Source organism: Bombilactobacillus bombi (assembly GCF_003522965.1).
In the GTDB taxonomy this organism is placed as follows: Bacteria; Bacillota; Bacilli; order Lactobacillales; family Lactobacillaceae; genus Bombilactobacillus; species Bombilactobacillus bombi.
This window is the reverse complement of record NZ_CP031513.1, coordinates 1,664,922-1,691,078: the sequence shown is the minus strand read 5'-3', so window position 1 is coordinate 1,691,078 and position 26,157 is coordinate 1,664,922. Positions and strand designations below refer to the sequence as shown.

General features: G+C 33.7%; 27 protein-coding genes and 1 riboswitch. Of the genes, 12 read left to right on the top strand and 15 right to left on the bottom strand.

Annotated features, from left to right (window positions below; genetic code table 11):
* Positions 1–30: 30 nt before the first annotated feature.
* A complete protein-coding gene (locus tag DS830_RS08115; RefSeq protein ID WP_118908962.1) occupies positions 31–756 on the bottom strand; it encodes an aldose epimerase family protein in 726 nt (241 codons plus the stop codon).
* Between the two features lie 17 nt (positions 757–773).
* Positions 774–974 carry a hypothetical protein gene (locus DS830_RS08920; RefSeq protein WP_162887563.1) on the bottom strand — a complete coding sequence of 67 codons (201 nt, stop codon included), beginning with the start codon at positions 972–974 and terminating at the stop codon, positions 774–776.
* Between DS830_RS08920 and DS830_RS08110 the strand changes: the two genes are divergently transcribed.
* Positions 962–1,486: a GntR family transcriptional regulator gene (locus tag DS830_RS08110; RefSeq protein WP_162887562.1), complete on the top strand. Its 525-nt coding sequence runs from the start codon at positions 962–964 to the stop codon at positions 1,484–1,486. The genes DS830_RS08920 and DS830_RS08110 overlap by 13 nt on opposite strands.
* 37 nt (positions 1,487–1,523) lie before the next feature.
* Here DS830_RS08110 and DS830_RS08105 read toward each other — a convergent pair whose 3' ends face one another.
* Entirely contained in the window at positions 1,524–1,991 is a 468-nt protein-coding gene (locus DS830_RS08105) for a hypothetical protein (RefSeq protein WP_118908960.1), read from the bottom strand.
* A gap of 163 nt (positions 1,992–2,154) precedes the next feature.
* Here DS830_RS08105 and DS830_RS08100 point away from each other — a divergent pair, with 163 nt between their 5' ends.
* The 3 genes from DS830_RS08100 to DS830_RS08090 all read left to right on the top strand — a co-directional run bounded on the left by DS830_RS08100 (position 2,155) and on the right by DS830_RS08090 (position 5,267).
* A complete protein-coding gene (locus tag DS830_RS08100; RefSeq protein WP_240366860.1) occupies positions 2,155–2,958 on the top strand; it encodes an aldo/keto reductase in 804 nt (267 codons plus the stop codon).
* Between the two features lie 263 nt (positions 2,959–3,221).
* The gene (locus tag DS830_RS08095; protein WP_374957114.1) at positions 3,222–4,805 is read left to right on the top strand and encodes an Nramp family divalent metal transporter; all 1,584 of its coding nucleotides are present in this window, start codon (positions 3,222–3,224) and stop codon (positions 4,803–4,805) included.
* Between the two features lie 21 nt (positions 4,806–4,826).
* Positions 4,827–5,267, top strand: a complete 441-nt coding sequence (locus DS830_RS08090; protein WP_118908958.1) for a universal stress protein — start codon at positions 4,827–4,829, stop codon at positions 5,265–5,267.
* 64 nt (positions 5,268–5,331) lie between these two features.
* Here DS830_RS08090 and DS830_RS08085 read toward each other — a convergent pair whose 3' ends face one another.
* The 9 genes from DS830_RS08085 to DS830_RS08045 form a co-directional block, all read right to left on the bottom strand.
* Complete coding sequence (locus DS830_RS08085; protein ID WP_118908957.1) at positions 5,332–6,045, bottom strand: MurR/RpiR family transcriptional regulator; 714 nt, start codon at positions 6,043–6,045, stop codon at positions 5,332–5,334.
* Between the two features lie 108 nt (positions 6,046–6,153).
* A complete protein-coding gene (locus DS830_RS08080) occupies positions 6,154–6,474 on the bottom strand; it encodes a PTS lactose/cellobiose transporter subunit IIA (RefSeq protein WP_118899933.1) in 321 nt (106 codons plus the stop codon).
* A gap of 21 nt (positions 6,475–6,495) precedes the next feature.
* A complete protein-coding gene (locus DS830_RS08075; protein ID WP_118899935.1) occupies positions 6,496–6,804 on the bottom strand; it encodes a PTS sugar transporter subunit IIB in 309 nt (102 codons plus the stop codon).
* A 109-nt stretch (positions 6,805–6,913) separates the two neighbouring features.
* On the bottom strand, positions 6,914–8,209 hold the full coding sequence (celB, locus tag DS830_RS08070; RefSeq protein WP_118908956.1) for a PTS cellobiose transporter subunit IIC: 1,296 nt from the start codon (positions 8,207–8,209) through the stop codon (positions 6,914–6,916).
* A 17-nt stretch (positions 8,210–8,226) separates the two neighbouring features.
* Complete coding sequence (locus DS830_RS08065; protein ID WP_118908955.1) at positions 8,227–9,669, bottom strand: 6-phospho-beta-glucosidase; 1,443 nt, start codon at positions 9,667–9,669, stop codon at positions 8,227–8,229.
* A gap of 183 nt (positions 9,670–9,852) precedes the next feature.
* Positions 9,853–11,391 (bottom strand): gluconokinase, encoded by a 1,539-nt coding sequence (locus DS830_RS08060; RefSeq protein WP_118908954.1) that lies wholly within the window; start codon positions 11,389–11,391, stop codon positions 9,853–9,855.
* 189 nt (positions 11,392–11,580) lie between these two features.
* The gene (locus DS830_RS08055; protein WP_118908953.1) at positions 11,581–12,675 is read right to left on the bottom strand and encodes a DUF871 domain-containing protein; all 1,095 of its coding nucleotides are present in this window, start codon (positions 12,673–12,675) and stop codon (positions 11,581–11,583) included.
* A 213-nt stretch (positions 12,676–12,888) separates the two neighbouring features.
* Positions 12,889–14,208: a PTS sugar transporter subunit IIC gene (locus DS830_RS08050; RefSeq protein ID WP_118908952.1), complete on the bottom strand. Its 1,320-nt coding sequence runs from the start codon at positions 14,206–14,208 to the stop codon at positions 12,889–12,891.
* Positions 14,209–14,233: 25 nt separating this feature from the next.
* Positions 14,234–15,607: a glycoside hydrolase family 1 protein gene (locus DS830_RS08045; RefSeq protein WP_118908951.1), complete on the bottom strand. Its 1,374-nt coding sequence runs from the start codon at positions 15,605–15,607 to the stop codon at positions 14,234–14,236.
* A gap of 195 nt (positions 15,608–15,802) precedes the next feature.
* Here DS830_RS08045 and DS830_RS08040 point away from each other — a divergent pair, with 195 nt between their 5' ends.
* From DS830_RS08040 to DS830_RS08030, 3 genes are all read left to right on the top strand, one after another.
* A complete protein-coding gene (locus DS830_RS08040) occupies positions 15,803–16,510 on the top strand; it encodes a GntR family transcriptional regulator (protein ID WP_240366801.1) in 708 nt (235 codons plus the stop codon).
* A 214-nt stretch (positions 16,511–16,724) separates the two neighbouring features.
* Positions 16,725–17,786: an AEC family transporter gene (locus DS830_RS08035; protein ID WP_118908949.1), complete on the top strand. Its 1,062-nt coding sequence runs from the start codon at positions 16,725–16,727 to the stop codon at positions 17,784–17,786.
* A gap of 22 nt (positions 17,787–17,808) precedes the next feature.
* Positions 17,809–18,804, top strand: coding sequence for an NAD(P)-dependent oxidoreductase (locus DS830_RS08030; protein WP_118908948.1), 996 nt, complete (start codon positions 17,809–17,811; stop codon positions 18,802–18,804).
* Between the two features lie 126 nt (positions 18,805–18,930).
* Here DS830_RS08030 and tnpA read toward each other — a convergent pair whose 3' ends face one another.
* The 3 genes from tnpA to thiT form a co-directional block, all read right to left on the bottom strand.
* Positions 18,931–19,389: an IS200/IS605 family transposase gene (tnpA, locus tag DS830_RS08025; protein WP_118908947.1), complete on the bottom strand. Its 459-nt coding sequence runs from the start codon at positions 19,387–19,389 to the stop codon at positions 18,931–18,933.
* A gap of 481 nt (positions 19,390–19,870) precedes the next feature.
* Complete coding sequence (locus DS830_RS08020) at positions 19,871–20,884, bottom strand: lipoate--protein ligase (protein ID WP_118908946.1); 1,014 nt, start codon at positions 20,882–20,884, stop codon at positions 19,871–19,873.
* Positions 20,885–20,981: 97 nt separating this feature from the next.
* Positions 20,982–21,548 carry an energy-coupled thiamine transporter ThiT gene (gene thiT, locus DS830_RS08015; protein WP_118908945.1) on the bottom strand — a complete coding sequence of 189 codons (567 nt, stop codon included), beginning with the start codon at positions 21,546–21,548 and terminating at the stop codon, positions 20,982–20,984.
* Between the two features lie 42 nt (positions 21,549–21,590).
* A riboswitch (TPP riboswitch) is annotated at positions 21,591–21,687 on the bottom strand.
* Positions 21,688–21,859: 172 nt separating this feature from the next.
* Here thiT and DS830_RS08010 point away from each other — a divergent pair.
* The 5 genes from DS830_RS08010 to DS830_RS07990 all read left to right on the top strand — a co-directional run bounded on the left by DS830_RS08010 (position 21,860) and on the right by DS830_RS07990 (position 26,091).
* On the top strand, positions 21,860–22,594 hold the full coding sequence (locus DS830_RS08010; protein ID WP_118908944.1) for a TerC family protein: 735 nt from the start codon (positions 21,860–21,862) through the stop codon (positions 22,592–22,594).
* Between the two features lie 88 nt (positions 22,595–22,682).
* Positions 22,683–23,858, top strand: coding sequence for an ABC transporter ATP-binding protein (locus tag DS830_RS08005; RefSeq protein WP_118908943.1), 1,176 nt, complete (start codon positions 22,683–22,685; stop codon positions 23,856–23,858).
* On the top strand, positions 23,851–24,477 hold the full coding sequence (locus tag DS830_RS08000; protein WP_118899971.1) for an ABC transporter permease: 627 nt from the start codon (positions 23,851–23,853) through the stop codon (positions 24,475–24,477). The genes DS830_RS08005 and DS830_RS08000 overlap by 8 nt, the downstream gene beginning before the upstream one ends.
* 13 nt (positions 24,478–24,490) lie before the next feature.
* Positions 24,491–25,426 (top strand): osmoprotectant ABC transporter substrate-binding protein, encoded by a 936-nt coding sequence (locus DS830_RS07995; protein ID WP_118908942.1) that lies wholly within the window; start codon positions 24,491–24,493, stop codon positions 25,424–25,426.
* Positions 25,426–26,091: an ABC transporter permease gene (locus tag DS830_RS07990; protein ID WP_118899974.1), complete on the top strand. Its 666-nt coding sequence runs from the start codon at positions 25,426–25,428 to the stop codon at positions 26,089–26,091. The genes DS830_RS07995 and DS830_RS07990 overlap by 1 nt, the downstream gene beginning before the upstream one ends.
* The last annotated feature ends 66 nt before the right edge of the window (positions 26,092–26,157 follow it).

Genomic DNA, 26,157 nt, shown 5'->3' with positions numbered 1-26,157 from the left:
TAAAAATGGTAAATTACTATCTTCTTTTGTTCAAAGACAAACATTATCAAAATCTGAAACCATTAATGAAATTGAATGTTTATTTTTTAACGAATGCACAATCACTTCATTGATATCATGATTTAGAATAATTCTTAATCCTGATTTAAAAATTTGATGATTCAATTTGATAGTATGAAGTCCTTCGGTATTAATTGACTCCAGCTTACCTGTTCGATAAGGATATGGTTTTTTAATTATTTCATAGACTTTTAAGGGTTCTTTATTTCCTACAAAATCTACATAATAATTATCAAATCTACCCTGATTTGCAATAGGAACCTTAAAAGCTGGATGCGAGCCTAATGAAAATGGCATATCATCTTGATTTAAATTTTTAACAATAAAGCTAATTGATAATCCACTACTCAACAAATTAAAAATAACCTGTAATCTAAAATTAAATGGATACTGGCTTTTTGTTTCTTGTTTACTTTGTAATTCTAAAATAGCCCGATCTTCAGTATGACTAATTATAGAGAATTCCTGATCAGCAGCAAAAACATGTTGTGGCATTGAATACTTTTTTCCATTTAACATATAACTGTCATTATTTGAACGTCCAATAGCTGGGAAAAGTATCGGAGCGTGTTTGGGCCATTCTAATCCATCCCACAAATAATTAAAATGATAATCTTTATTAATAATTTTTATCATTTGACTACCATGAGAATCAATATTAACCTGATAATGACTATTTTTAATTTTAATAATCATATAATTAATCTCCTAATTTATAGTTCAGGATTATTGGGCCACACTTTTTCGTATGCTTCACCTGTTAATGTTTCAACAATATCTTTGGCCTCGGGAGTAACATCTTCTTTTTTGCCACCATTCTCTAAGCGAGCAATTTCATTTTTTAATACTTTATGAGTTTGTCTATTTAATTTGAATTTAACTGCGGCTACGACAAGAACAATTGATTGATGCAATTCCGCAGTCAGGAACTTACATTACAAAAATTGACCTTAAAGTGGCTGCTAGTGCCCGCTTTATTCGCGAAAGTATTGAAACTAGAGTTATTAAAGAAGCTGCTGCTACTAATGATGAATTCGCCATTGCTAAATTAAATACAATTATTGCCAATCAAAAGTTTTTTTCACAAAAAAAACAATTTGAAAAGTTCTTCGCAGAAGATGAGGCTTTTCATCAAGAATTTTATCAAATGACTGGTCGCCAACAAGTTTGGGATTGGTTACAAACGATTAATATGCAACTTAATCGTTTTCGCATGTTAAGATTAAAAGTAGAAGAATTACCTTGGGATAATTTAATTACTGAGCATATGAATATTTTAAACGCAGTTAAAAATCATGAACCTGAAGAGGCCCGACGTTTAATTGCCAATCATTTGCATCTGATGCTGGATGAAGAAGATACTCTTATTAAAACTTTCCCAGATTATTTTACTAATATTCCAACAGACAAAAAACAGGTTTTATAAACCTATATTTTAGGTAAACAAAACCTGCCTTTAACTATTATAATTGCGAAACTTCAATTTCAATATTTTGAGGTATCACTTGCCGTAATTCTTGCTTTAATTCATCAACAGAACGGTTAAATGTCATTTGAATGTTTTGCCGATTAATTGTAGTAAAAATAGAAATAACTTGTGGTTTAGCATGCAATACTTGCACAGGAATCAAAGTAACATGGGAAATACTTTTATAATTAATCAAAGTTGCAAAAAAACCATTAGTTACAAGTCTCTTAGCCCCAATTCCACCAGTTCCTTGCATCAATGTAACTGTCAAAAATGCAGCTGCCATAATAATATAAGCCCAAGAATTAATGGGACCCGATAAAATCCATACCGCAAAAATAGCTGCTAAAATTAAACAAGAAGATTTATACTTGGCAGGTACAATAATTTGCGACTGCCAATACAAGTTAAATCCAAAAACTGCTATAAACATAATATCTAAAAAAATTAATAAGCCAGTCATAATAAGTGACCTCCATAGCTAAATTCTATCATGTTTTTTGCCAACTGACTCCCAAATAGTTTATAAAACATAATTATTGCACTTTGCAATCGTTTGCCAGAAAATGATATTAAAAGGAGGATGGTTAAAATTGCAAATACCTACATTAACAACAGCTAATGGGATGTCTCTCCCACAAATAGGTTTTGGTACTTATAAACTCAACGGTGCTTTAGGGGTGAATGCGATTAATAGTGCCCTCAATTGTGGTTATCGTTTAATTGATACTGCATTTAACTATGAAAATGAGGGTACCGTCGGTGAAGCTATCCGGCGCAGTGGAATTGCTCGCGAACAGATTATTATTTCTTCCAAATTACCAGGACGTCATCATCATTATGAAGAAGCTTTGACCACCATTCAAGAATCATTATATCGTGCTGGTTTAGACTATTATGACCTTTATTTAATTCATTGGCCCAATCCCAAAGAAAATCTTTATGTGGAAGCTTGGCAAGCCTTAATTACAGCTCAAAAGTTAGGATTAGTTAGAGAAATTGGTGTTTCTAATTTTCTACCAGCACACATCAATCGGCTCATTTCTGAAACTGGTGTTAAACCAGCAGTCAATCAAATTGAACTGCATCCTTACTTCTCTGAGCCTGAATTACGCGTTTTTGACCAACAAAACAAAATTTTAACTTGGGCTTGGAGTCCTTTAGGAAGAGCTAGTTCAGTACTTAATGATCCAATTATCGCTGGCATCGCTGACGATGTCCAGCGCAGTATCGGTCAAGTTATTTTGCGCTGGGAAATTCAATTAGGAGTTTTACCAATACCAAAGTCAACCCATACTTCACGGCAAATAGAAAATCTAAATATTTTTGATTTTCAGCTTTCTGGTGAGCAAATGCAGACAATTACTAATTTGGATCGACCTGATGGTCGTTTACAAAACCAAGATCCCGCAGAGTATGAAGAATTTTAAGATTATATAAGAGCTGAAATAGAATATTGTTTCAGCTCTCTTTTTTTATTTTCAAATTATAATGCTTGTATTAATTAACTGGATATAGTCTCTTTCCATTGTTCTTACACCCGCTTGTTTCCAGTAAAACCAGGAATTAATTAGCCTTTTTGAAGATTAAATTTCAAAATATTTTTCAAAAAATTTAAGCATGCCTAATTTTTTGTTTAATTTTACTGAAATAAGGAGTATGATATGTTTTGAAATGAGAAGGAGGGATTGTAGTGGTCGAAAAAGAAACCACGAAAAAACACCACTTGATAGAGTATGCTAATGGCCCCTCTTTGGAAGAAATCAACGGTACCGTTGAAGTTCCTAAAGGCAAAGGCTTTTGGCGTACATTGTTTGCTTATTCTGGACCAGGAGCTTTAGTAGCTGTTGGGTATATGGATCCAGGTAATTGGTCAACATCTATTACCGGTGGTCAAAATTTTCAATATTTATTGATGTCCATCATCTTAATTTCAAGTTTGATTGCGATGTTACTACAATACATGGCAGCCAAACTTGGCATTGTGACGCAAATGGATTTAGCGCAAGCAATTAGAGCACGAACAAGTCGAACTTTAGGAATTGTCTTATGGATTTTAACCGAGTTAGCCATTATGGCAACCGATATCGCAGAAGTTATCGGTGGAGCGATTGCTTTATATCTCTTGTTCAACATCCCGCTGATAATTGCAGTTTTCATTACTGTTTTTGATGTTTTGGTCTTATTACTTTTAACAAAAATTGGTTTCAGAAAAATCGAAGCTATTGTTGTAGCATTAATTTTAGTTATTTTATTTATTTTCGTTTATCAAGTAGCTTTATCCAATCCTGATTGGGGAGCAGTTTTGACTGGGTTGATTCCATCTGCTAAAACCATGTCCAGTAGTCCTCATATCGGTGGACAAACACCGATTAGTGGTGCTTTGGGTATTATTGGTGCTACTGTAATGCCTCATAACTTATACTTGCATTCTTCAATTTCACAAACTCGTAAAATTGATCATAACGATGAAGAAGACGTTGCCCAAGCAGTGAAATTTTCCGCTTGGGATTCCAACATTCAATTAACTTTTGCATTCTTTGTTAATGCTCTCTTGTTAATTACTGGGGTTGCGGTTTTCAAGTCTGGTGCTGTTAAAGATCCATCCTTCTTTGGTTTGTATCATGCACTTTCAGACACTTCCACTTTAAGTAATGGTATTTTGGCTAGTGTTGCCAAAACTGGTGTTTTATCAACATTATTTGCAGTAGCCTTATTAGCTTCTGGTCAAAATTCCACTATTACAGGTACTTTAACTGGTCAAGTTATTATGGAAGGTTTCATTCACATGAAAGTTCCACTATGGTTACGGCGTTTAATTACTCGTTTAATATCCGTTATTCCTGTTTTGATTTGTGTTGCCTTAACTAGTGGTAAGCCACCAGTAGAAGAACACGAAGCGTTAAATGATTTAATGAATAATTCCCAAGTTTTCTTAGCTTTTGCTTTACCATTTTCTATGTTGCCGCTCTTGATGTTTACTGATAGTAAAGTAGAAATGGGCAAACGTTTCTCTAACTCTTTGTGGGTTAAGGTTTTGGGCTGGATCTCTGTTATAGCTTTAACTATCTTAAATCTGAAAAATTTACCTGACCAAATTGCTAGTTTCTATGGTGATCACCCAAGTGCTGCTCAATTACAACAAGCTAATATTATTGCTTATATAGCAATTGCTGTCGTTTTATTACTATTAGTATGGACAATTGTTGAACTCTATCAAGGCAATAAACGTTTCAAGCAAGCGCAAGAAGAGAAACTAGAAAATAGTTTGAACTAATCGAAAAGAGGTAGCACCATTATGGAAGAACCAAATTTTGATTTAAAAAAGATTTTAGTTGGGGTAGATAATTCTGATGATGCCCAAAAAGCATTTAAGTATGCAATCAAGCTATCTAAAATTACTGGAGCTAAATTATTCATTGTCACTGTTTTAGAAGATCATGATATGAATGTTTATGAAGTATTAGATGATGACTTTATTCATGGCAAGCGCGAAGACGTGGAACAACACGTACAAGAATATGTCAAAGTTGCTGAGGACGCTGGCGTACAAGACGTTCAAGGTGTGATTGCTGAAGGAAATCCTGGTGAAGTAATTGTGGAAGATGTTATCCCTAAATATCATCCGGACCTTTTAATTATTGGTTCTTTAGATGTGAAAAGTCCAAAGAAACTTTTTGGCAGTCAAGCCGCTTCAATGGCAAAGCATTCTCCTATTTCAGTTTTAGTTATTAGATAAATTTTAAAAAACCAGATAACAGCAATTAATATTGTTGTTATCTGGGTTTTTTATTGTTTCAATATTAATCTTGAAGGGAACGAGATAATCGTTCTAGAATATAGACTACCGGAATTTGACTGGTTAAATTATGTTCTTCTCCTACTACTTTAGATTCCAATAAATAACAAAAGTTAATATCAGATAAGTTAGCAATGCTATTATCAGCATTATTGGTAATACTTATTATTGTAGCACCATGAGTTCTAAAATGTACAACTTGTTCTACAGTAGGTGTTGTTTCACCACTGACAGACAATACAATTACTGCCTTATTGTGATATATATTCTCTAATCTATCTATGGGGTAAAAAGGATCATTAATAACAAAGGCACTTTTACCATTATTAACAAATTGTCTTGCTCCGTAGGCAGCCAAATAATGTGAAGTTCCGATACCATAAAAAATAAAGTCTTTACACTTCTTGGTTAATTGTTTAAATTTTTTTATTTTAGGCAAGTAACTATCTATTAATGCCTTTTGTTGGAAATAATAATTTGCCTGAAAAGTTATATCATCAACCAATTGTATATTTAACTCACTTTTTATTTTATCGCTTAGATCTTGATAATGCTCATAGCCCATTTTTTTGATAGTTCTTACAACTGATGCCGGAGAAACATTAAGCTTCAAAGCTAATTGTCTCAAACTAAAAGTAGTTATTTTTTCTTTATTAGCCAAAATAAATTGATATGTTTTCCATTCAGTAGGAGTGAATTTGGGTCCTGGTGGCATCATTTGACTACCTCAACAAATTTTAATTTCAAAAATATACATTATAAAATGAAAAAGCAGCAGCCATTTTTCAACAACTACTACTTTCCATTTAAAATATTTTCAATTAAGTTAATCTTCTAATTTTTTATATAAATCAACCATCTCACCAGCTAAATCACGGAAAGTTATTGCATTCATAATATGATCTTGTGCATGCACCATCAACAAAGTAACTGGAGCATGTTCTCCATTGGCCTCTTTAGTTAACATATCAGTCTGAGCATTATGAGCTTCTGCCAAAAATTTATCTGACTCTTTTAATTTAGCATCAGCTTGATCCAAATTGCCAGCTTTAGCAGCTTTAATAGCTTCAAAAGCAGCTCCTTTGGCATTACCACCATTCATAATCAAGCCCATAACCGTTTGTAAATTAGCATCTTCTTCTGGCATTTCAATATTCCCTTCAGTAATTTATTTAATTAGACTTAAAGCTTGGTCTAATACTTTAGGACCATTCATCATACCGTAGTCCTGCATATTAATAACTTGAACAGGAATTGAAACCCGTTTCTTAAAATCGTCTAACATATAACTAACTTGAGGTCCTAACATCAAAACGTCTGGATGATCACTTTCAAGTTTTGTATCAGCATCAGCTGCTGATGTAGCAAAGATTTTGGCATCAATATTTTTTTCTTCAGCAGCTTTTTGCATTTTGCTAACTAATAAACTAGTTGACATACCAGCTGCACAGACTAACATAATCGTTTTTTCACTCATGATAAATTCTCCTTTAATAATATCTTGTCAAGCTAATAATACTGTTAAAGTGTTTTACACTTAGTTTCTAATTTATTTTATCACAACAATGTACAATAAAGAAATAATATTAATCTGCTTGAGCAGCTAATTGTTCTTGTTTAAACTTATCTCTATCCATACTCTTAAAGAATACAATGTAAATAAGTGTATCTAAAATAATTTCGACAATTTGCATAACTGCTCCTGATATATGACCTGTAGCTAAATATCCTGACATAATTGGCGGAGTTGTCCAAGGCACCATTACACCCATTGTTTTAGCAACCCAGCCCCACTTCATAGCTAAATATGTTGTAGTTACATTAGTCAACGGAGCAGCAATAAACGGTATGATCATTTTATAATTTAAAACGATTGGTAAACCAAAAATAATTGGCTCATTAACATTGAAAATAGCTGGACCAACAACAAGTTCACCTAACGTTTTGTATTCTTGACTCTTTGAGGTAAAAGCGATTAGTAAAGCTAATCCAATAGTAGCACCAGATCCACCCATATGAACAAAGTTATCATAAAATTGTTCTGTAACAATATTAGGTAAAGCTTGTCCTGCTTTTAAAGCAGTAGCATTTTGAGCCATTGCGGTTAACCATATTGGCATCATAACTCCGCTAACAGTATTAGATCCATGAATACCAAAAATCCATAATATACAAATTAAAAGTTCACAAGCCAAAGCTCCTGGTAGTGTGTTGTTTAAGTGACTCAATGGAGTTTCTAGGAAAAATGTAATAATGTTAGGTATGCTCTTCATTGGGGTAGCTTCAACAGCCAATCTAATTACCCAAACTAGCAATAGTGAAATTGCTCCAGGAACTAAGGATGAAAAGGAATTGCTTACCGCTGGTGGAACACTATCTGGCATCTTAATAGTAATATTTTTATGCACTAACCAAACATAAAAATCTGTAATAAATAATCCAACAATTAAAGCAATAAACAATCCTGATGAGTCTAGTTGTTTTAAAGGTACCCATAAGTCTCCTGCTTTATCCGTTTTTAAGGGAATCGTCAAAATAAACGCACCAATTCCTACAATCATTGCAGAAAAGGCATCAATTTTATAGCTTTTAGCTAAATTATACGAAATACCTGCTACGGCAACAAGACCCATAATATGAAAAGAGGCATTAGTCGGATATTGTACAATCGTAGCCCAATTAGCACCAAAAGTATGTGCCATAAAAGTTTGGTAGCCTTGAATTGGAAATTGAGCAATAATCATAAAAACTGAGCCGATAATAATCATTGGTACAGCTGCAGTCATTCCATCCCGTAAAGCTACCAAATGACGTGATGCAGCTAGCTTATTAAAGAAAGGAATTAACTTAGTATTTAAAAAATCACTTGATTTTTCAGACATTATTTTCACATCCTAAATTATAAATTTTCACCATTAGATTTAATTACTTTTTGATACCAAGCAAAGGAGTCCTTCTTAGAACGCTCTAAGCTGCCATGACCTTCATCATCCTTATCCACATAAATAAAGCCATAACGTTTAGACATTTGTCCTGTACCTGCAGAAACTAAATCAATGCAACCCCATGGTGTATAACCCATTAAGTCCACACCATCTTCTGTAACTGCTAACTTCATTTGTTCAATGTGGGCTTTCAAATAATCGATTCGATATTGATCATGTACACGGCCATCGGATTCTTTTTGATCAATCGCTCCAAAACCGTTTTCTACGATAAATTGTGGCTTATCATAACGATCAGCCATCCAATTCATGGCATAACGTAAACCTTCCGGATCAATTTGCCAACCCCATTCGGATGCTTTGACATATTTATTAGGAACGCCATCCTTTTCTTCTTTGTAACTATAACTCAATGGTTCATCCTCATGAGCTTGAACACAACGAGACATATAATAACTAAAACCGATATAATCGACAGTCCCTTGTTGTAAGATTTGTAAATCTTCTGCAGTAATATCTAAATTCCAACCTTGATTGACTTGATATTGTTGCAACCACAGTGGATATTGTCCATTAGACTGAACATCTTCAAACCAATAACGAGCCTGCATCGCACGTTCTGCTTTCATTACATCAGCAGGTTTCGATGTTGCGGGATATAAAGGAACCATAGCAATCATTGAACCAATCTGAAAATTAGGATTAATCTGATGTCCTAGTTTAACTGCTTGAGCACTAGCCACTAGTTCATAATGAGCTGCTTGATACATGGTTTTTTCCATGTTTTCGCCATTTTGTGGTTTTAAACCGGAATTAGTCATTAGCGAAAAGTCATTATCATAATCAGTCTGATTATTGATTTCATTAAAAGTCATCCAATATTTAACTTTGTTTTGATAGCGCTTAAAGACTACTTCTGCAAAATTCATAAAGAAATCGATCAGCTTTCGATTACGCCAGCCACCATATTCTTGAACTAAGTGATACGGCATTTCAAAGTGAGACAAGGTAATCACAGGTTCAATATTATATTTCAAACATTCATCAAATAAATCATCATAAAATTTTAATCCTGCTTCGTTAGGTTCAATTTCATCGCCTTTAGGAAAGATTCGCGTCCAAGCAATCGAAGTCCGAAAGCATTTAAATCCCATTTCCGCAAATAATTTAATATCTTCGGGATAACGATGATAAAAGTCAATACCTTCATGATTTGGATAATAAAGTCCGGGTTGTACTCCATCAGTAATTTTGCGTTCTACGCCATTGGCACCAGCAGTCATAACATCAGCAACACTAACACCTTTACCCCCTTCTTGCCATCCTCCTTCTAATTGATGAGCAGCTACTGCACCACCCCAGAGAAAATCAGATCTTAATTTTTTGTTATTTACCACTTAATTAGCCTCCTGAAAAACATTGTATCTAGTGATACCGGTTTCACAAAAACTAATTTATCATACTCAGAAATTAAAACAACCCTGCTTAAAGGGCTGTAGAGCAAAAAGTGTTTCATCTAAAAAAACATTAATAAAAAGTCCATTATTGACAAATTATCAATAATGAACTTTTATATTTGTTTAATTATTTTGATATTTACGTTGGTATTTAGCAATTGCTTGATATTCATTAGACAAATGCTTATTTAACCGGAGATAAATAGGGAATAATTCCTGATATCGTTGAACAGCTTCATAATTTGGTATGAAAGTCTGTTGTAAATTAATATTATTTTGAATATGAGACCAATCAGTTTCTAATCCCAAAGCAATTTTCGCTAAAAACATCGCAGCTAAACAACCACTTTCATGAATTTGAGGAATACTAATTTTTTGATTAAAAACATCTGCTAAGATTTGTCCACCTAAAGTCGATTGAACAAATCCTCCAGTTACTAAAATTTGTTGAGGCGCAGGAACTATTTGCTTCAAAGTGGTTGCTACTGTATAAATATTAAAGACAATACCTTCCAACACTGCTCTTAGCATATCAGCACGTGTATGATGTCGATTTAAACCGTAAAATGAGCCTCGAGCATCAGCATTCCACAAAGGCGCTCGCTCTCCTCCTAAATAAGGATGAAATAATAATCCCCGCGCTCCCACAGGTGAAGTGGCAGCAATCTTATTTAACAAATCAAAATCATTAATTTTTAAAAGTTGAGCTGTTGTTTGTTGATCCTTAAATAAAGCATTTTTAGCCCAATCAAATATAATACCGCCATTATTCAAAGGACCACCAATAAGATATTGGCCACGCAAAATCGGATAACAAAATAAACGTGCTTTTTGATCCAATATTGGCTGCGGACTAACCGTTCGAACTGCTGCCGAAGTGCCAATATTAATTGTTAAAGTATCAGTTTGTAAGCCACTTAATCCTAAGGTTGATAAGGCTCCATCAGTAGCTCCCATTACTGTTGTAACATTAGTACTCAAACCTGTAGCTTGAGCATACTTAGAGCGTAAACCCGTAATTTTCGTGGTAATTGGTACTAGTGGTGGTAATTGTTCTTCTTTAACTCCAGCAATAGCTAACAATTTTGGATCCCAGGTCAGAGTTTGTAGATTCATTAAGCCTGTTGAGGCTGCCATCGACTGTTCTTCTTGTAATTTTCCAGTATATCGCCAAATCAAATATTCTTTGATGCCAACCCAATAAGAAGCTTTTTGAAAAAGTTGAGCTTGCTGCTTTTGAAGCCATAATAACTTGTAAATTGGTCCCATGGGATGAATTGGTAAACCGGTACGTTGATAAATCTTTAATCCAACACCGGTTTCTTTCAATTCTTGCGTAATCGCAGCGGCACGATTATCAGCCCAAGTCATTACTCGCATTAAAGGATGATAATCCGTATCTAAAGCTAATAAGCTATGCTGTTGAGCAGACCAGGAAAGTGCTATTACTTCATTTCCTGCAACTTGAGCATTAATAATCACTTGGTTAATCACTTTTAAACTGGCCTGAAAAATTTCTTCTGCATCCTCTTCCGCCATATCGGGACTATCTTGATACATTGGATAACTGGCGCTTGCTTGTCCTAAGGCTTTTCCAGTCAAATTATATAAAATAGCTTTTGTATTTGTGGTCCCAACGTCAATTCCAATAATATAACTCAATTTGTCACCTTCCTTAAACTCGAAAACTGTTTCAAAGAAAAAAACACTTTACCAAATAAATGCACTCAATATTCCTGATAATTGTATCATTAAAACACTTTCTTTCTGTAATAAAAAAATCTCACAATCATTAGTGTTTAACTAATAATTATGAGACAATCTAATCATGACATTGATTAACATTAATGTTTATTTTTCTACTAATTTAAAGCTGCTCCAAGGTTTAATGTAGTCTAATAATGCTAGATCACTTTCAGCAATCTTACCAATTACATTGCGTCGACCATCATTAGGGAAAGAACACAAAGCAATTTGGAGTTCACCCTTATAGCGGGCATACTTATCGTTAACTACGATTACATCTCCGCGCTGAAAGTCAGCTTCATTATCATGTGCTGGAATAATTTCGTCTTTATATTTAATGCGTGACATTGTGGAACGCAAAAGATAAGCGGAAGCATCTCCTCGATACAATTGCAGTTCGTCCAAAGCAATCTTACGTTCTGTACCATTTATGTTGGCATTGAATTCTACTTGCAAAAATGGTTCTGGAGCTTTAAATGCACTGGCAATTGCTTTAAGTTCTTCTTCTGAAGCATAGGCATTACCAATAATCACATCATCAACCATATTTGTTAGAATTAAATGATTAACTTGAGAAGTCACTGGACGTTGGCGATCACTTTCAAGAGTCGGTAACCCTTCACTAACTGGCCATGGACCAGTTGTAGCTGCATGGGATGAAATAAAAGCAGCACTATGAATATTAAATTTACGATATAATTGGGAATAATCTAGAAAAATTTCTTCACTTAAACCTGTGTAAGATTGTGGATAAAAGTTATGACATCCCAATAAATTGTCTGGATTAGGTGCATAATCCATAATTTGTTGTAAATAATGCGTTCCACGACTCATATTTAGTTCAATCTTCAAGCCATAAGGATTGCGAGTCATTTGTGCTTCCTCAAGACCGCTAAAGCCTTCATCCAAACGCAGTCCCCAAACTTTTAACTCGTGGAAAAAGGATAAATCATCGTATTTAATGTTTAAAGATTCAAACAAACTCGGATTAATATCAACAATAACTTTCATTCCTAAAGAATTGGCATGATTCACTACTTGTTTAAATTTTCCCAGAATATCTTCACCGTCATCGCCTACTAATTGCAATAGCGACGTGAACACACGTTGATAACCATATTTATGAGCTAAATCTAAGTACTCCTTGTCTTTAGCAAAAGTAGATTGCTCAGGATAAACCGAAACGCCTAACATCCGCATAAAATTGTCACCTCAAGTTTTATTTGTTTACCCTTTCATTATATAGTAATTGTAAATAATAGTCTGCTAATTATACTAAGAAAAATGCAATCAGGTACTGACGAGCCAATTATTATGTTAATTGCTAATCTAATTAATAAATTATTGGATATAGTAAAAGTAAACATATGCTGTCATTAAAACTTAACTAGTAAAATGGATTTTATAAAATAATTATTGTTGTAGTTGAGCCGTTTTTTGCATAACTTTTTCACTCATAAACATAAACGGTATATAAAAGATAACCCCAATAACAATAATAAGTAATTGGACTAGTACTGCTCTCCAATCACCAGCAGTACACAAGTATGCATTAAGTAACGGAGGTGTCGTCCAAGGAACCATCACAACTACTCGATTCATCCAACCAATGGATGTAAAGAAATAAGCAATCAAATCTCCAACGACCGGCATCAACACAAAAGGAATCATCATTGGAATATTAAATACAATTGGATATCCAAAAATTACCGGTTCATTAATATTAAATAGTCCTGGAGCAACAGCTAAACTTGCAATATCCTTGCTAGATTTCATTTTTGAAAATAAGAAAATAGCAATCAAAAGGCATAATGTACAGCCAGTCCCACCTACCATACCAAACACATCACGAAATGTATAAGTCAAAATATATGGTATATGTTTATGAGCAGCATAAGCCGCCATATTCTTGTTCATATTAATTAATAAGACTGGATCTAATAATGTGCCATTAATTACAGTCTGATGTATTCCTAAGGTAAATAGAAAATTACCAACACTATAAATAAACAACATTCCTGGTAAGCTAGTATTAAATTTTCGTAATGGTTCTTGAATTAAGTTTGTAATTAAATCAATTAAGTTAGTATTACCATATATAACTAATAAAGTAGAAATTAATGCAAAAATACTTAACGTAAAAATTGCTGGAATTAAATCATTAAAAGAAGCTGCTACTGCTGGAGGGATATTTTCTCCTAAATGAATTTTTAGATGCTTCATCTTAGAAAACCAAATAAACAATTCAGTAGCTACTAATCCAATAATAATTCCTGAAAACATACCTGTTGTACCTAAATTAGTATAAGATAGACCACCTGTAACTAATGTATTTTTAGCACCTTTTAAAGTTGTTAATTTAATTGAACTAGGCATCATTATAATTAAACTAGCTAATGCTATAACTGCTGAAAGTATTCCATTCTTAAATTGTTTATTAATCGCTAAAGTATAGCCAATTACAGGAGCCAAAGCTAATCCTGCGATATTTAGAGTTCCGTTAGTAATATTATTTCCCCATAATTGCAAGTTAGTTAAATTTTGTCCATGAACAAATTGTGGGAAAAGCACATTATTCATTAATACTCCTAAGCCAGCTAAAATAAACAAGGGCATAATAACAGCAAATGAATCACGTAAAGAACGCAAGTGTATTTCATTACCAATCTTTACAGATACAGCAGTAAATTTATCAAAAAATTTTTTCCCACGACTCTTAGTTAGAGTAGCCATTTATTTTCCTTCTTTCAAGACACTTTCAATATAAACTTTCTCCATTAGATTTAATTACACGTTGGAGCCAGTAATAACTTTGCTTAGGTATTCGCTTTAAATCTTTTAAATCATGATTAGAGCGGTTTACATAAACTACACCATAACGTTTGTCCATATTTCCTTGTGAACTAGGTATATCAATTAAACCCCAACCTAAATACCCGATAACATTAGCTCCATCAGCTACTGCATTTTTGAGAGCTTGCAGATGATGGCGATGATATTGAATTCGATAAGTGTCATTAATTGGATGTTGACCATCCCAGTTCTCACGTACACCAATACCATTTTCAATTGGAAAAATTGGTAAATGTGTCCGATTATAAAGATCCATTAAAACACCATAAAACCCTTGAGAGTCAATTTGCCAATTCCATTCATTAGTTGCTAAATAATGATTATGTGCTTGTCCCAAGTAGCTATAATCATTAGGAATTGTCCCTACAGGAATCTTACTGCTATCAATACAAGATGTAGCATAGTAACTAAAACTAATAAAATCGCTACGAGTTTGGGCAATTTCAGCTAATTCATCTACTTGTAAGATATCAGCTAGATAGTTTTGCTTCATAAAGGCTACAACTTCATCAGAATATTGACCTTCAGTAAATATTCGCAATAAGTTATAGTCATTAAATTCTTTACATTTACGAACTGCTGCAACATCTTGCGGATTAGATGTAGCTGGATACATCTCCTGAAACGCTTCCATTCCGCCAATTAACAAATTAGGATAATTTTGATGAATATAATTTGTAATCCGTGCATGTGCCAATACAATATTATGTTGAATTTGATAAAGATCATGTACTGACTGTTCACCAGTTAAGTACCCACTACAATTAAAGGCTTCGCGCGTACTGTACAAGTTTTGTTCATTAAAAGTAATCCAATATTTGACTTGATTACCAAATTCCTCAATCATTTTTTTACCATATGTCACAAAATGGTTAATAACCTTTTTACTGATAAAACCGTTATATTGTTGAGCTTGATAAAGCGGCATATCAAAATGATATAGACAAATCATGGGCTGAATATTGTTAGCTAACAGTTCATCAATCAAATCATGATAAAATTTAATTCCTTCAGGATTAAATTCACCCTCACCTTTAGGCTGCACACGACTCCAAGAAATTTGAAATCGATAAAAATTCATACCTAAATCTTTCATCAAGGAAATATCTTCTGGATAGCGATGATATTCATCAATTGCTACTTTCCAATCAGATGCATTCTTTGTAGATGGTCGCACATCATACACTGATTGACCTTTTCCACCTTCATTGATTGCTCCTTCCGTTTGCATACTGGAAGTAGAATTACCCCAGAAAAAATCAGATTTTAATACTGTCATTCGCAAACACTCCTTTGAAAACGCTATTTTATACAAAAATAAGTATATACTTTTATTTATAAAAGTAAATACTTATTTGTAAATCAATACTGGTTTTGCTTATATAATTCTTTTATAATGATATTAAATTGGGATTATTTAAATGGATTAATTCCAAAATATCTGTGAAATGAAGAGAGTCTATTGCCTAAATACTTGGAAATTGAAAATATCCTTAGAAAAAGAATAAAGGATGGTGTTTATCCCCCTGGTTCTCCTTTTCCTCAGCAAAATAAATTAGCTTTGGAGTTCAACACTAGTCGTGTCACTATTCGCAAAGCTTTAGAGCATCTAATTAAAACTGGTTTAGTCTATACACAACGTGGTTCTGGAACATTTGTTCGCGCTGATGCACAAATAATGACCCAGTTTAATGCCAATATTGATCAATATGTTGGAACAACTAAACTATTGGGTAAAAATCATAATATTAATAGTAAAATTATTAGCTTTGGCTTTCATTACCCTGATAAACTCGATATGCAATATTTAAATTTAAAAAGTCACGATATGATTTACGATATTCATAGATTAAGAATAGTTGATAATGAATCTTATGCATTAGAGTATACGAAAATGCCTGTCAAAGTTATTCCAGGTATTGATGAAAATGTTCTAAAAGAATCTATCTATGAATACATAGAAAGACAACTTCATCAAAAAATTGGTGCTGCTTATAGGAAAATCAGTGCCGCTAAACCCAGTAATGATGACAAAAAGTATTTAGATTGTAAAATTGATGATCCAGTTTTAAAAGTAAAGCAAGTAGTATTTTTAGGAAATGATATTCCTTTTGAATTATCCGAAACCCACCACCGCTATGACAAAGAAAATATAATGGTTTATCTAACTGGACATGATTAATATATAACCGCACACTTTTATTTAAAAATAATCTTTAAAATCACTGACAACTTCAATAATATATTGTTATTTAATGAACTTTTGACTAATAAAAGAAATCGTTTACACTGTTGGCACATACCTGATTATCAAATATTGTTATTGGTTGCCAGTAAATTGTTATTTCGTTATACTTAAGTTGTAATACAGATTGGAATATATAAGGAGGAGCATCATGAATTTAGCGAAAGTTTTACAAAAAACTTTCACCAATATGGACATAATAAGTGCTATTTCGTCTACTTTGTTAATTATTTTACTTGGGTTTATCCTACGAAAAAAGGGAATCTTTGATGGAAAATTTGGCAAAATGATGACTAAAGTAGTACTATCTGTCTCATTGCCAGCTTTAGCGTTTAATTCATTTATGGTTCCCATCGATGAAAAAACACTGCAGCATGGTATTAATGTTTTAATTTTTGGAATTATCATTTATATTGTTTTAATTTTAGTAACCCCGTTACTATATTTGAATTATTCAGATCGTGATAAACGAACTGTTTTAAGTGTTTTAACCACTTTTGGTTCAACAACATTTTTTGGTATTCCGATTGTCTCTGCTATTTATGGACCCAAAGGAACAATGTATGCTTCAATTTTTAATATTGGATATCGTATTTTCTTATATTCATACGCTTATATTGTCATGAGCGGTTTAAAAATGGATAAAAAGAACGTCAAACAAATGTTTTTAAACCCCGTAGTATTGGCTACTTTTTTAGGTTTAATTCTTTGGATTATCCAGCCTTATATGCCTCAAATTGGCGGTATTGATCCCACTACCAAAGCAGCTGTTAATGTAGCATTTTATCGTATTGATGTCACTGCACCGTGGCTGTTCAAACCATTAACATACTTGGCCAGTTTATCATCTCCACTTGCTTGGTTAGCTATTGGTTCAACCTTAGGTGAGATCAGTATTAAAGATGCTGCTAGAAACAAAACTTCTTGGTACTATACCTTTATGAAGACTGTTATCGTACCGCTAATTACCTTTGTATTGTTATTTGTACTAAAAATCACCAACATTATGCCTGTTGACTTAGTTGCTTTAGCGACCATGATTATTATGATGGCTACTCCAACAGCCGCAGTTGTTTCTTCTTATGCGATTGGATTTGACCGTGAAGCCGTCATGACATCTAACGCCTCATTCTTATCAACTTTAGGGGCAGTGATTATGATTCCAATCTGGATTGTAATTATTTCAATTGTCGGATCTGCTGGTATTTTCTAAATTATATTAAGGAGGAAAAGATATGACTTTTAAAATCGCAGCATATGGTGTTCGCGAAAATGAGATTGATTATTTTAAAAATTTGAACAAATATAATTATGAATTAAAATTAATCCCTGAGTTATTGACTCATGAAAACATTGATACTGCTCAAGGAATGGATGCAGTTTTGTTACGTGCTAATTGCGTAGCTGATGCTGATAATTTAAACCAATTAAAAGATTGGGGTATTAAATATGTCTTTACCCGAACTGTTGGCTATAATCATATTGATTTAACTGCAGCTCATGCCAACAATCAAGTAGTAGCTCGAGTACCGTCATATTCTCCCCATGCTGTAGCAGATTTGGCTTTTAGTCTGGGACTAACCTTACAACGCCATATTAGTTTAGCTACTTATAATAGTCAGCAAAAAGATTTTCAAGTTAAAACTGAAGAGTTTAGTCAAGAAATTCATGATTTAACAGTTGGTATTATTGGTACAGGCCGTATTGGTGTAACTGAAGCCCAGAACTATCAAGCTTTAGGAGCTCAGGTGCTAGGTTATGATGTTTTCCAATCAGATGCCGCTAAAGAAGTTGTTGAATTTGTAGACCAAGAAGAACTTTTTCAACAAGCTGATATTGTTTCTTTGCATGTTCCTTATTTCCCAGGTAAAAATGATCGATTTGTCAATGCAGAATTAATTTCTTTGATGAAACCAACAGCTGTTCTTATTAATACCGCTCGTGCTGAAATCGTAGATGTTAAGGCCGTAATACAAGCTTTACAAAATCAAAAACTAGGTGGATTTGCCACTGATGTTATTGATAATGAAAAGGATTATTTAGGCAAAAAAATTAACCAAATCAATGATCCTAATTTGCAAGCTTTGATTGATCTTTATCCTCGAGCAATCATTACACCTCACATTGGCTCTTACACCAAAGAAGCTTTACGTGACATGATTACTATTAGTTATGATAATTTCAATGATGTTTTAACTACAGGTACTACTAAGAACTTAGTAGAAGAATAAGTAATCATCCACCAGCATAGCTGGTGGCTTTTTATCAGCCCTAGAAGGGCTCGCCCCACACAAATAGCCCCTTGAAGGGGCCCAACAAAAGCCTACCAACCGCGACTATTCTAATTGTTTTTAGATTTAATGTTTCTTAAAGGGATCTAGATATTCTCTTTTACTAATCGTATCTTGTAAGCGATCTTCTGCTTCCTGTTCTCGAATATATTTTTCAATCGTTTTTTGATTTAACCCGACGGTACTGGCATAATATCCTCTAGCCCAAAAACTGCGATTGCCATATTTATATTTCAGATTCGCATGCCGCTCATGGATAATGACAGCACTTCTGCCTTTTAGATATCCCATAAAACTGGCAACACTGATTTTTGGAGGAATCTTAACCAGCATATGAATATGGTCTGGCATTGCATGAGCTTCAATGATTTCTACTTCTTTAAGTTCGCATAAGCGTCGCAAAATGTGACCGATATCTTGTCTCAATTTCCCATAAATTACTTTCCTTCGGTATTTAGGTGTAAATACGATGTGATATTTACAATTCCAGCGTGTATGTGCTAAGCTATTATTGTCTTTAGACAATGCAAAAACTTCCTTTCGGATAGTTTTGGTTGGTAGCCGAAACTATTATACCGAAAGGAAGTTTTTCTCGCTAAAGCTCTTCTAACCCCCACAAGTAAAACTTGTGGTTTATTTAACATATTAAATTAAAATAACGGCCTCAATTAGCTATATTGCTAACTGGGGCCGTTATTTGATTTCAAAAACTTTAATTTACATTACTAAATATAATTATTTAAAAATGTTAAAAAAGCCGCTGATATCTTGTAAAATACCTGTACCCATTGCTAAAGCACCTTGCACAATATTAATCCATGACATAAGTTTCACCCCCTCATAAAAATGATAATAATAGTATACAATATTCAACTAAAAGCACAAGATAGTTAACAATAAAACAAACTCATTGCTATTTTTTGTTATCAAAATTTTTTTATCAAAAAAGCCTAAACAAAACTATTAAGAAATAATTCTGTTTAGACTTAATATTAAATATTAATCATTAAGGTTCCACTAATTGTAAAATATCAGCTGGTTCAATTCCTGTAAAGTAATTATTCAAGTCATTATCTGCAAAAACTTGTTTCAAACTATCATAATCATAATTAATTCCAATTAATTTTTGCTCTAATTCACTGACATCCTGCGGACCAAAGAAATCTCCATAAAAACGTGCAGCACTAATCTTGCCATGTTGCACTTGGAAACGTGCATCAATTGTTCCCATATCAAAATGTTTCCGTTTTTTAACAGTAAACTCTGGAGAGTGACCATAAACCCATTCCCAGTTGTAATAATATTGTTCTTTAATTTTATCGATTTCCTTTTGATCCTCAGCAGTTACCTGATATTCATGTTCTTTAATTTCATCAATATTCTCAGCATTAAACAAGCTCAACAATAATACATCGCGAAATTGTTCTGTTGTTAAGCTTTGATATTTTTCTGCTAAATATGGACGTACATTAGTTACCCGACTACGGATAGATTTAATACCTTTAGATTGAATCTTATCTTTATTAACATGTAAAGCTTTAGTCAAAACATCTAAATCAACATCATAGGATAAAGTTCCATGAGAGAAGGTTTTGCCATTTTTGGTATACATCGCATTGCCCGAGAATTTTTTGCCATCAACTAAAATATCATTACGACCAGAAACTTCTGCTCCTGTTGCGCCTAACTTGTGTAGTGCATCAACAATTGGTTGAACAATTTTTTTGAAATCACCAAATTTCTCATCAGCGGCATCTACCACAAAGCTAAAACACAAATTGCCTAAATCTTGGTAAACAGCGCCGCCACCGGATAATCTCCGTGTAACAACTATATTATGCTCCCGAACATATTCATTATTTAATTCTTCAATAGTATTTTGATTACGCCCAACAATAATGCAAGGCCCCTCAATATAAAACAACACTAAAGGTTCATCAAAATTTTTATAGTTCATGAGATATTGCTCTGTCGCTAAATTGTCACGAATATCATTGGAATTCATTACAACATAATACACAGACAAGTTCCTCCTTTTATTTAAAACCGCTTTCAGATATTAGTATACCTTAATTTTATTTATAATAAAATAGCTTGCTTATTAAAAAATCTTTAAATCAGCGGGTAATAACTAATTTTCCCATTACTTGTCTCAATAAAACTAAAACTATTGCCACCATAATTATATTAGCTAGAGCGCTGCCTCCATTAATAATCAGTGAATAAACCCAGGGATTTAAAGTTTTAGGAGCATATGCAGCCCACACAATTCCACCAGCAAAAAAATGAAGCAAATATTTAGCGCAAACAGCAACCATTCCGCTAAGCAACATTGGCCAATAAACTTGTTGATTATTTTTTAAATGATGTTGGATTTGTTGTGCCCATAAACCTGCTAAACCTAAAACACCAAATGCAACAGGGTATTCTAAAATGCCTTGCCAAGGATTAATTACTGAGCCTTTGCTCATCCCTCTTAAAATTAGATCTAGCAATCCCCAAACTACACCGGCCGTTACTCCGGCACTAAATCCACGCCGCCAAGCATAAATAATTAACGGAATAATTCCATATTGGAATTCAATAGAAGATATTCCTAAACTATGAGGAATATAAGTTAAAGCCATTGCTAAAGCAACAATTATTGCACCTTCTACCGTTACTGCTAATTTATTTTTACCCATATAAAAACACTCTCCTTGTCTGAATGTCCCGCAAAAAGAGTGTCTTCCACCCATCACAATTCCTACGCTTGTATTAACAAACAGGTTCCAAGGGTCTGAACTTAATCACTCTCAGCATATAGCTCCCCTTTGCGATGACTATTCAATTTTTAATACTCTTAACATACAATTAATTGACTGAAACTGCAAGCGATTTTAAGCATTGGCAATTACTAAATTCTAGTTATAATTGAATTGGAGCCTAAATTTGGCTATTTGAGCGCACTTGTTAATTATTTGTTATAATAAAGTTAGAATCAAAGGAGAACTATGTGAATTTTATAATTAATCTTTATAAACCTTTTTTTGATCTTCATAATTGGCAAACGGTAATTACTTCCCCCAATGACTGGTTGTTAATATTATCTTTAGTAATTATGGAATGTCTGCTGTCAGTAGATAATTCAATTGTTTTAGCAGCACAGGCCCACACTTTAACGCAGAAGAAAGAACAAGAAGAAGCACTTTTTTATGGTATTTGGGGAGCTTTCATTTTCCGATTTTTAGTGATTGGAATTGGAACTTATTTAATTGAATTATGGTGGATTAAGATTTTAGGAGCGCTTTATCTAATCTATATGGCGCTGCATTTTTTCTACGAAAAATTAACCCATAAAAAAAAGCACTTCAAAATGTTTCGGATTAAGGGCTTGTCTCCTGTTTGGCAAGTTGTAGTTTCTATCGAATTTACTGACATTATGTTCTCCTTAGATTCGGTTTTAACACTGATTGCCATTTCTAATAATCCGGTGATTATTTTGATTGGTAGTATTGTTGGTATTATTGCAATGAGAGGCGTTGCTGAAGCAATCATGGGCTTAATGAATAAAATTCCAGAATTAGAACCTATGGCATATGCATTGATTTTCTTTATTGCTATTAAGCTTTTCTTAACAATCCCTGCTATCAATATTGAAATACCTAATAGTATCTTTACTTTGGTTTTGGTAATTGCTTTTGTCATTACCTTTATTATCCATTTTTGGCGGCGGAGTCATCGACCCTAGCCAGTGAAAGTATTATTTTCAAAACTCGATTTAAACTCAAATTGAGTTTAAATCTTTAAGAAAACGTTTTCAAGAAAGAAGGACCTCTATGGCGAAAAATACAACTTATGTTGAATTTAAAAATGTGACTAAAATTTATAACAAAACCAAAATTCCTGCTGTAAGTGATATTAATTTAACTATTCCCCAAGGAGCATTTTGCTGTTTAATAGGAACTTCTGGTTCTGGCAAGACAACTTTAATGCGGATGATTAATCGAATGAATCCCATTACTAAAGGCAGTGTGTACCTTAATGGACAAAATGTTAAGCAATTAAATCCAGTCAATTTACGGCGGCATATCGGTTACGTTATTCAAAATAATGGTCTTATGCCTCATATGACAATCAAAGACAATATTACTATTGTCCCCAAATTGCTAAAATGGCCTGCCGCAAAAATCGAGCATAAAGTACAAGAATTAATTGAATTAGCTGAATTTCCAGAAGAATTTTTAAATCGTTATCCCGCAGAACTTTCTGGTGGACAGCAGCAACGTGTCGGAGTTATTCGTGCCTTGGCTGCAGATCAAGATTTAATTTTAATGGATGAACCCTTTGGGGCTTTGGATCCAATTACTCGTGAAACTTTGCAAGAATTTGTGAAAAAATTACAAAGCAAACTAGGTAAAACTATTATCTTCGTAACTCATGATATGGATGAAGCCTTAAAATTAGCTACTCAAATCGTAATTATGCATGAAGGTAAAATTATTCAAGTCGGCACACCTGATGATATTTTGCATCACCCTGCTAATAAATTTGTAGAAGATTTGTTAGGTGAAGATCGCTTAGAAGAAGCGCGCCACGACACAGTTAAAGTTGGTGAAATTATGCTTACTAATCCAGTTAAAATTAACATAGGAGCAACTTTAACTGAAGCTTTAACCCTTATGAAAAAACGTCATGTCGATACCTTATTAGTAACCGATGATGCACAACATCTCAAAGGTTATATTAGCGTTGGTAAATTAGATAAACGCTATCGGCATGTTAATAGTGTCAGTGATATTTTAGATACCAATATCGCGACATTACATCCTGATTCTTACTTGCGTGATTACGCCAGCAAAATTCTGCAAGGCAATATGACCTATGTTCCAGTAGTCGATCACCACCAAAAGTTAGTAGGGATTGTAACTCGTTCTGCATTAGTTAACTTAGTCTATGACACTATTTGGGGACATGATACTACTGAACAGGAGGGTGATGAGAGTCATGAGTAATTTTTTAGCAGAGCATGGTTCCGAATTAATTCTTAAAACGTGGCAACAAATTTACATTGCTGCAATTTCATTGGGCTTAGGAATTATCGTGGCAGTTCCCGCTGGAGTAATTTTGGCTCATTTTCCTCGAGTTGCACAAATAGTAATGGGGATCACTAGCATGTTACAAACTATCCCCGCGTTAGCCTTATTGGCCTTAATGATTCCACTTTTTGGTGTGGGTGCTGTTCCAGCTATTATTGCACTTTTTATTTATAGTTTAATGCCGATTTTACGCAATACTTATATTGGCATGCAGGGAGTTGACCCTAATGTGATTGATTCGGCTAAGGGGTTAGGTATGACAACTACGCAATTAACTTTTAAAGTGCAATTGCCGCTAGCAATGTCTGTAATTATGACTGGAATTCGCTTATCGGCTGTTTATGTTATTTCTTGGTCAACTCTTGCGTCTTATATTGGTGCTGGTGGTTTAGGTGACTTTATCTTCAATGGCTTAGATTTATTTCAAACAGATTTAATCTTAGGTGGCACAATTCCAATTATTATTTTGGCCATTTTAACCGACTATTTATTAGGTAAGTTGGAACATAAATTGTCGCCTTTGAATCAGCAATAAGGAGGTATAAAGTATGACGAAATTCTCACATAAATTATTTAAAATTATTGGCCTCCTTTCATTATTTTCTCTATTATCCAGTTGTAGTCTGCCTGGATTATCAGCAGCTGAAAGAAATCCTAATTCCGTACGTGTAGCTGCTACTACCAGTACTGAATCGCAAATTTTAGCTTATATGATTTCGGATTTAATTGAGCACGAAACCAACTTACACACTTCGATTGTCAATAATATGGGCTCTGCTTCTATGATGCATGAAGCATTAGTGCGCCGTAATGCTGATATTCAGTCTACATCTTTTAACGGCACTGAATTAACTGGGACTTTACAGATGTCCCCTACCAAAGATCCCCAAAAAGCTACCCATGAAGTACGCCGTGAACTTAAAAAACGTTATGATCAAACTTATTATCCTACGTATGGTTTTGCTGACACATATGCTTTCATGGTCAAACAAAAAACTGCCCAAAAATATCAATTACAAAAAGTTTCTGACTTAAGTAAAGTAGCACAGCAATTTTCTGTGGGTGTTGATTCTATTTGGCTCAATCATAAAGGTGATGGTTATAAAGACTTTGTGCACTATTATGGTTTTGAATTTAAACGCGCTCATCCAATGCAAATCGGTTTAGTATATTCTGCTTTAGCGGCCAATAAGATGGATGTGGTCTTAGGTTATTCGACTGATGGGCGTATTGATAGCTATCATTTGCAACAATTAAAAGATGATAAGCGCTTTTTCCCACCTTATCAATGTTCTTTAGTAGTTAATAACTATTTATTACGTGAACATCCACAACTAAGGCTTCTTTTACATCGTTTAGATGGCAAAATCAATTTGCACACAATGCGAAAATTAAATTATCAAGTAGATGATCAATTGTTAGAACCTCAAGTAGCTGCTCATCAATTTTTAGTTAAAAATAATTATTTTCGAGGTGAAAAGTAGTGGCACATTTAAACACGTGGGAACAATTAATTTATTATTATCAGCACAATGGAATATATGTCTGGGAACAATTTAGCCGACACTTTTTAGTATCTATTTATGGTGTTTTATTCGCTGCCATTATTGGAATTCCATTAGGTATTTATATTTCTCGTAATCATCACTTAGCGGACTTTATTATTAGTATTGCAAATGTTATTCAAACTATCCCCTCTCTAGCCCTGTTATCTATTATCATGTTGGGATTAGGTTTAGGAGTTAATACTGTTATTGTTACCGTTTTTTTATATTCACTGCTGCCAATTATTAAAAATACCTATACAGGTATGCATAACGTCGATGATAATATCATTGATTCCGGTCGCGGTATGGGAATGACTAAATGGCAAATTTTATACATGATTCGCTTGCCCTTATCACTTTCCATTATTATGGCTGGTATTCGAAGTGCATTAGTTATTGCTATTGGAATTACAGCCATTGGTTCATTTGTTGGCGCTGGTGGTCTAGGTGATATTATTACCCGCGGTATTAATGCAACTAATGGTGCAGCTTTGATTTTAGCAGGCGCCTTACCTACCGCACTAATGGCAGTAATTACAGACACTGTCTTAAATCTCTTAGAAAAATGGCTACAACCAACAGGTCTCAAAAAGAATAATTAGCACTCAACAATTAAGAGTGCTAATTGCTTGCTCCTTTTCTTAAATGGTACTAATATATAGTTGTAC

What these genes read in the sequence shown, in the direction of transcription:
- DS830_RS08080 (WP_118899933.1), bottom strand. Translation starts at nt 6,474, where the DNA reads ATGCCAGAAGAAGATGCTAATTTACAAACGGTTATGGGCTTGATTATG.
- DS830_RS08100 (WP_240366860.1), top strand. Translation starts at nt 2,155, where the DNA reads ATGTCTCTCCCACAAATAGGTTTTGGTACTTATAAACTCAACGGTGCT.
- DS830_RS08055 (WP_118908953.1), bottom strand. Translation starts at nt 12,675, where the DNA reads ATGCGGATGTTAGGCGTTTCGGTTTATCCTGAGCAATCTACTTTTGCT.
- DS830_RS08050 (WP_118908952.1), bottom strand. Translation starts at nt 14,208, where the DNA reads ATGGCTACTCTAACTAAGAGTCGTGGGAAAAAATTTTTTGATAAATTT.
- DS830_RS08090 (WP_118908958.1), top strand. Translation starts at nt 4,827, where the DNA reads ATGGAAGAACCAAATTTTGATTTAAAAAAGATTTTAGTTGGGGTAGAT.
- DS830_RS08115 (WP_118908962.1), bottom strand. Translation starts at nt 756, where the DNA reads ATGATTATTAAAATTAAAAATAGTCATTATCAGGTTAATATTGATTCT.
- DS830_RS08045 (WP_118908951.1), bottom strand. Translation starts at nt 15,607, where the DNA reads ATGACAGTATTAAAATCTGATTTTTTCTGGGGTAATTCTACTTCCAGT.
- DS830_RS08000 (WP_118899971.1), top strand. Translation starts at nt 23,851, where the DNA reads ATGAGTAATTTTTTAGCAGAGCATGGTTCCGAATTAATTCTTAAAACG.
- DS830_RS08005 (WP_118908943.1), top strand. Translation starts at nt 22,683, where the DNA reads ATGGCGAAAAATACAACTTATGTTGAATTTAAAAATGTGACTAAAATT.
- DS830_RS08105 (WP_118908960.1), bottom strand. Translation starts at nt 1,991, where the DNA reads ATGACTGGCTTATTAATTTTTTTAGATATTATGTTTATAGCAGTTTTT.
- DS830_RS08075 (WP_118899935.1), bottom strand. Translation starts at nt 6,804, where the DNA reads ATGAGTGAAAAAACGATTATGTTAGTCTGTGCAGCTGGTATGTCAACT.
- DS830_RS08030 (WP_118908948.1), top strand. Translation starts at nt 17,809, where the DNA reads ATGACTTTTAAAATCGCAGCATATGGTGTTCGCGAAAATGAGATTGAT.
- thiT (WP_118908945.1), bottom strand. Translation starts at nt 21,548, where the DNA reads ATGGGTAAAAATAAATTAGCAGTAACGGTAGAAGGTGCAATAATTGTT.
- DS830_RS07995 (WP_118908942.1), top strand. Translation starts at nt 24,491, where the DNA reads ATGACGAAATTCTCACATAAATTATTTAAAATTATTGGCCTCCTTTCA.
- DS830_RS08035 (WP_118908949.1), top strand. Translation starts at nt 16,725, where the DNA reads ATGAATTTAGCGAAAGTTTTACAAAAAACTTTCACCAATATGGACATA.
- celB (WP_118908956.1), bottom strand. Translation starts at nt 8,209, where the DNA reads ATGTCTGAAAAATCAAGTGATTTTTTAAATACTAAGTTAATTCCTTTC.
- DS830_RS08085 (WP_118908957.1), bottom strand. Translation starts at nt 6,045, where the DNA reads ATGATGCCACCAGGACCCAAATTCACTCCTACTGAATGGAAAACATAT.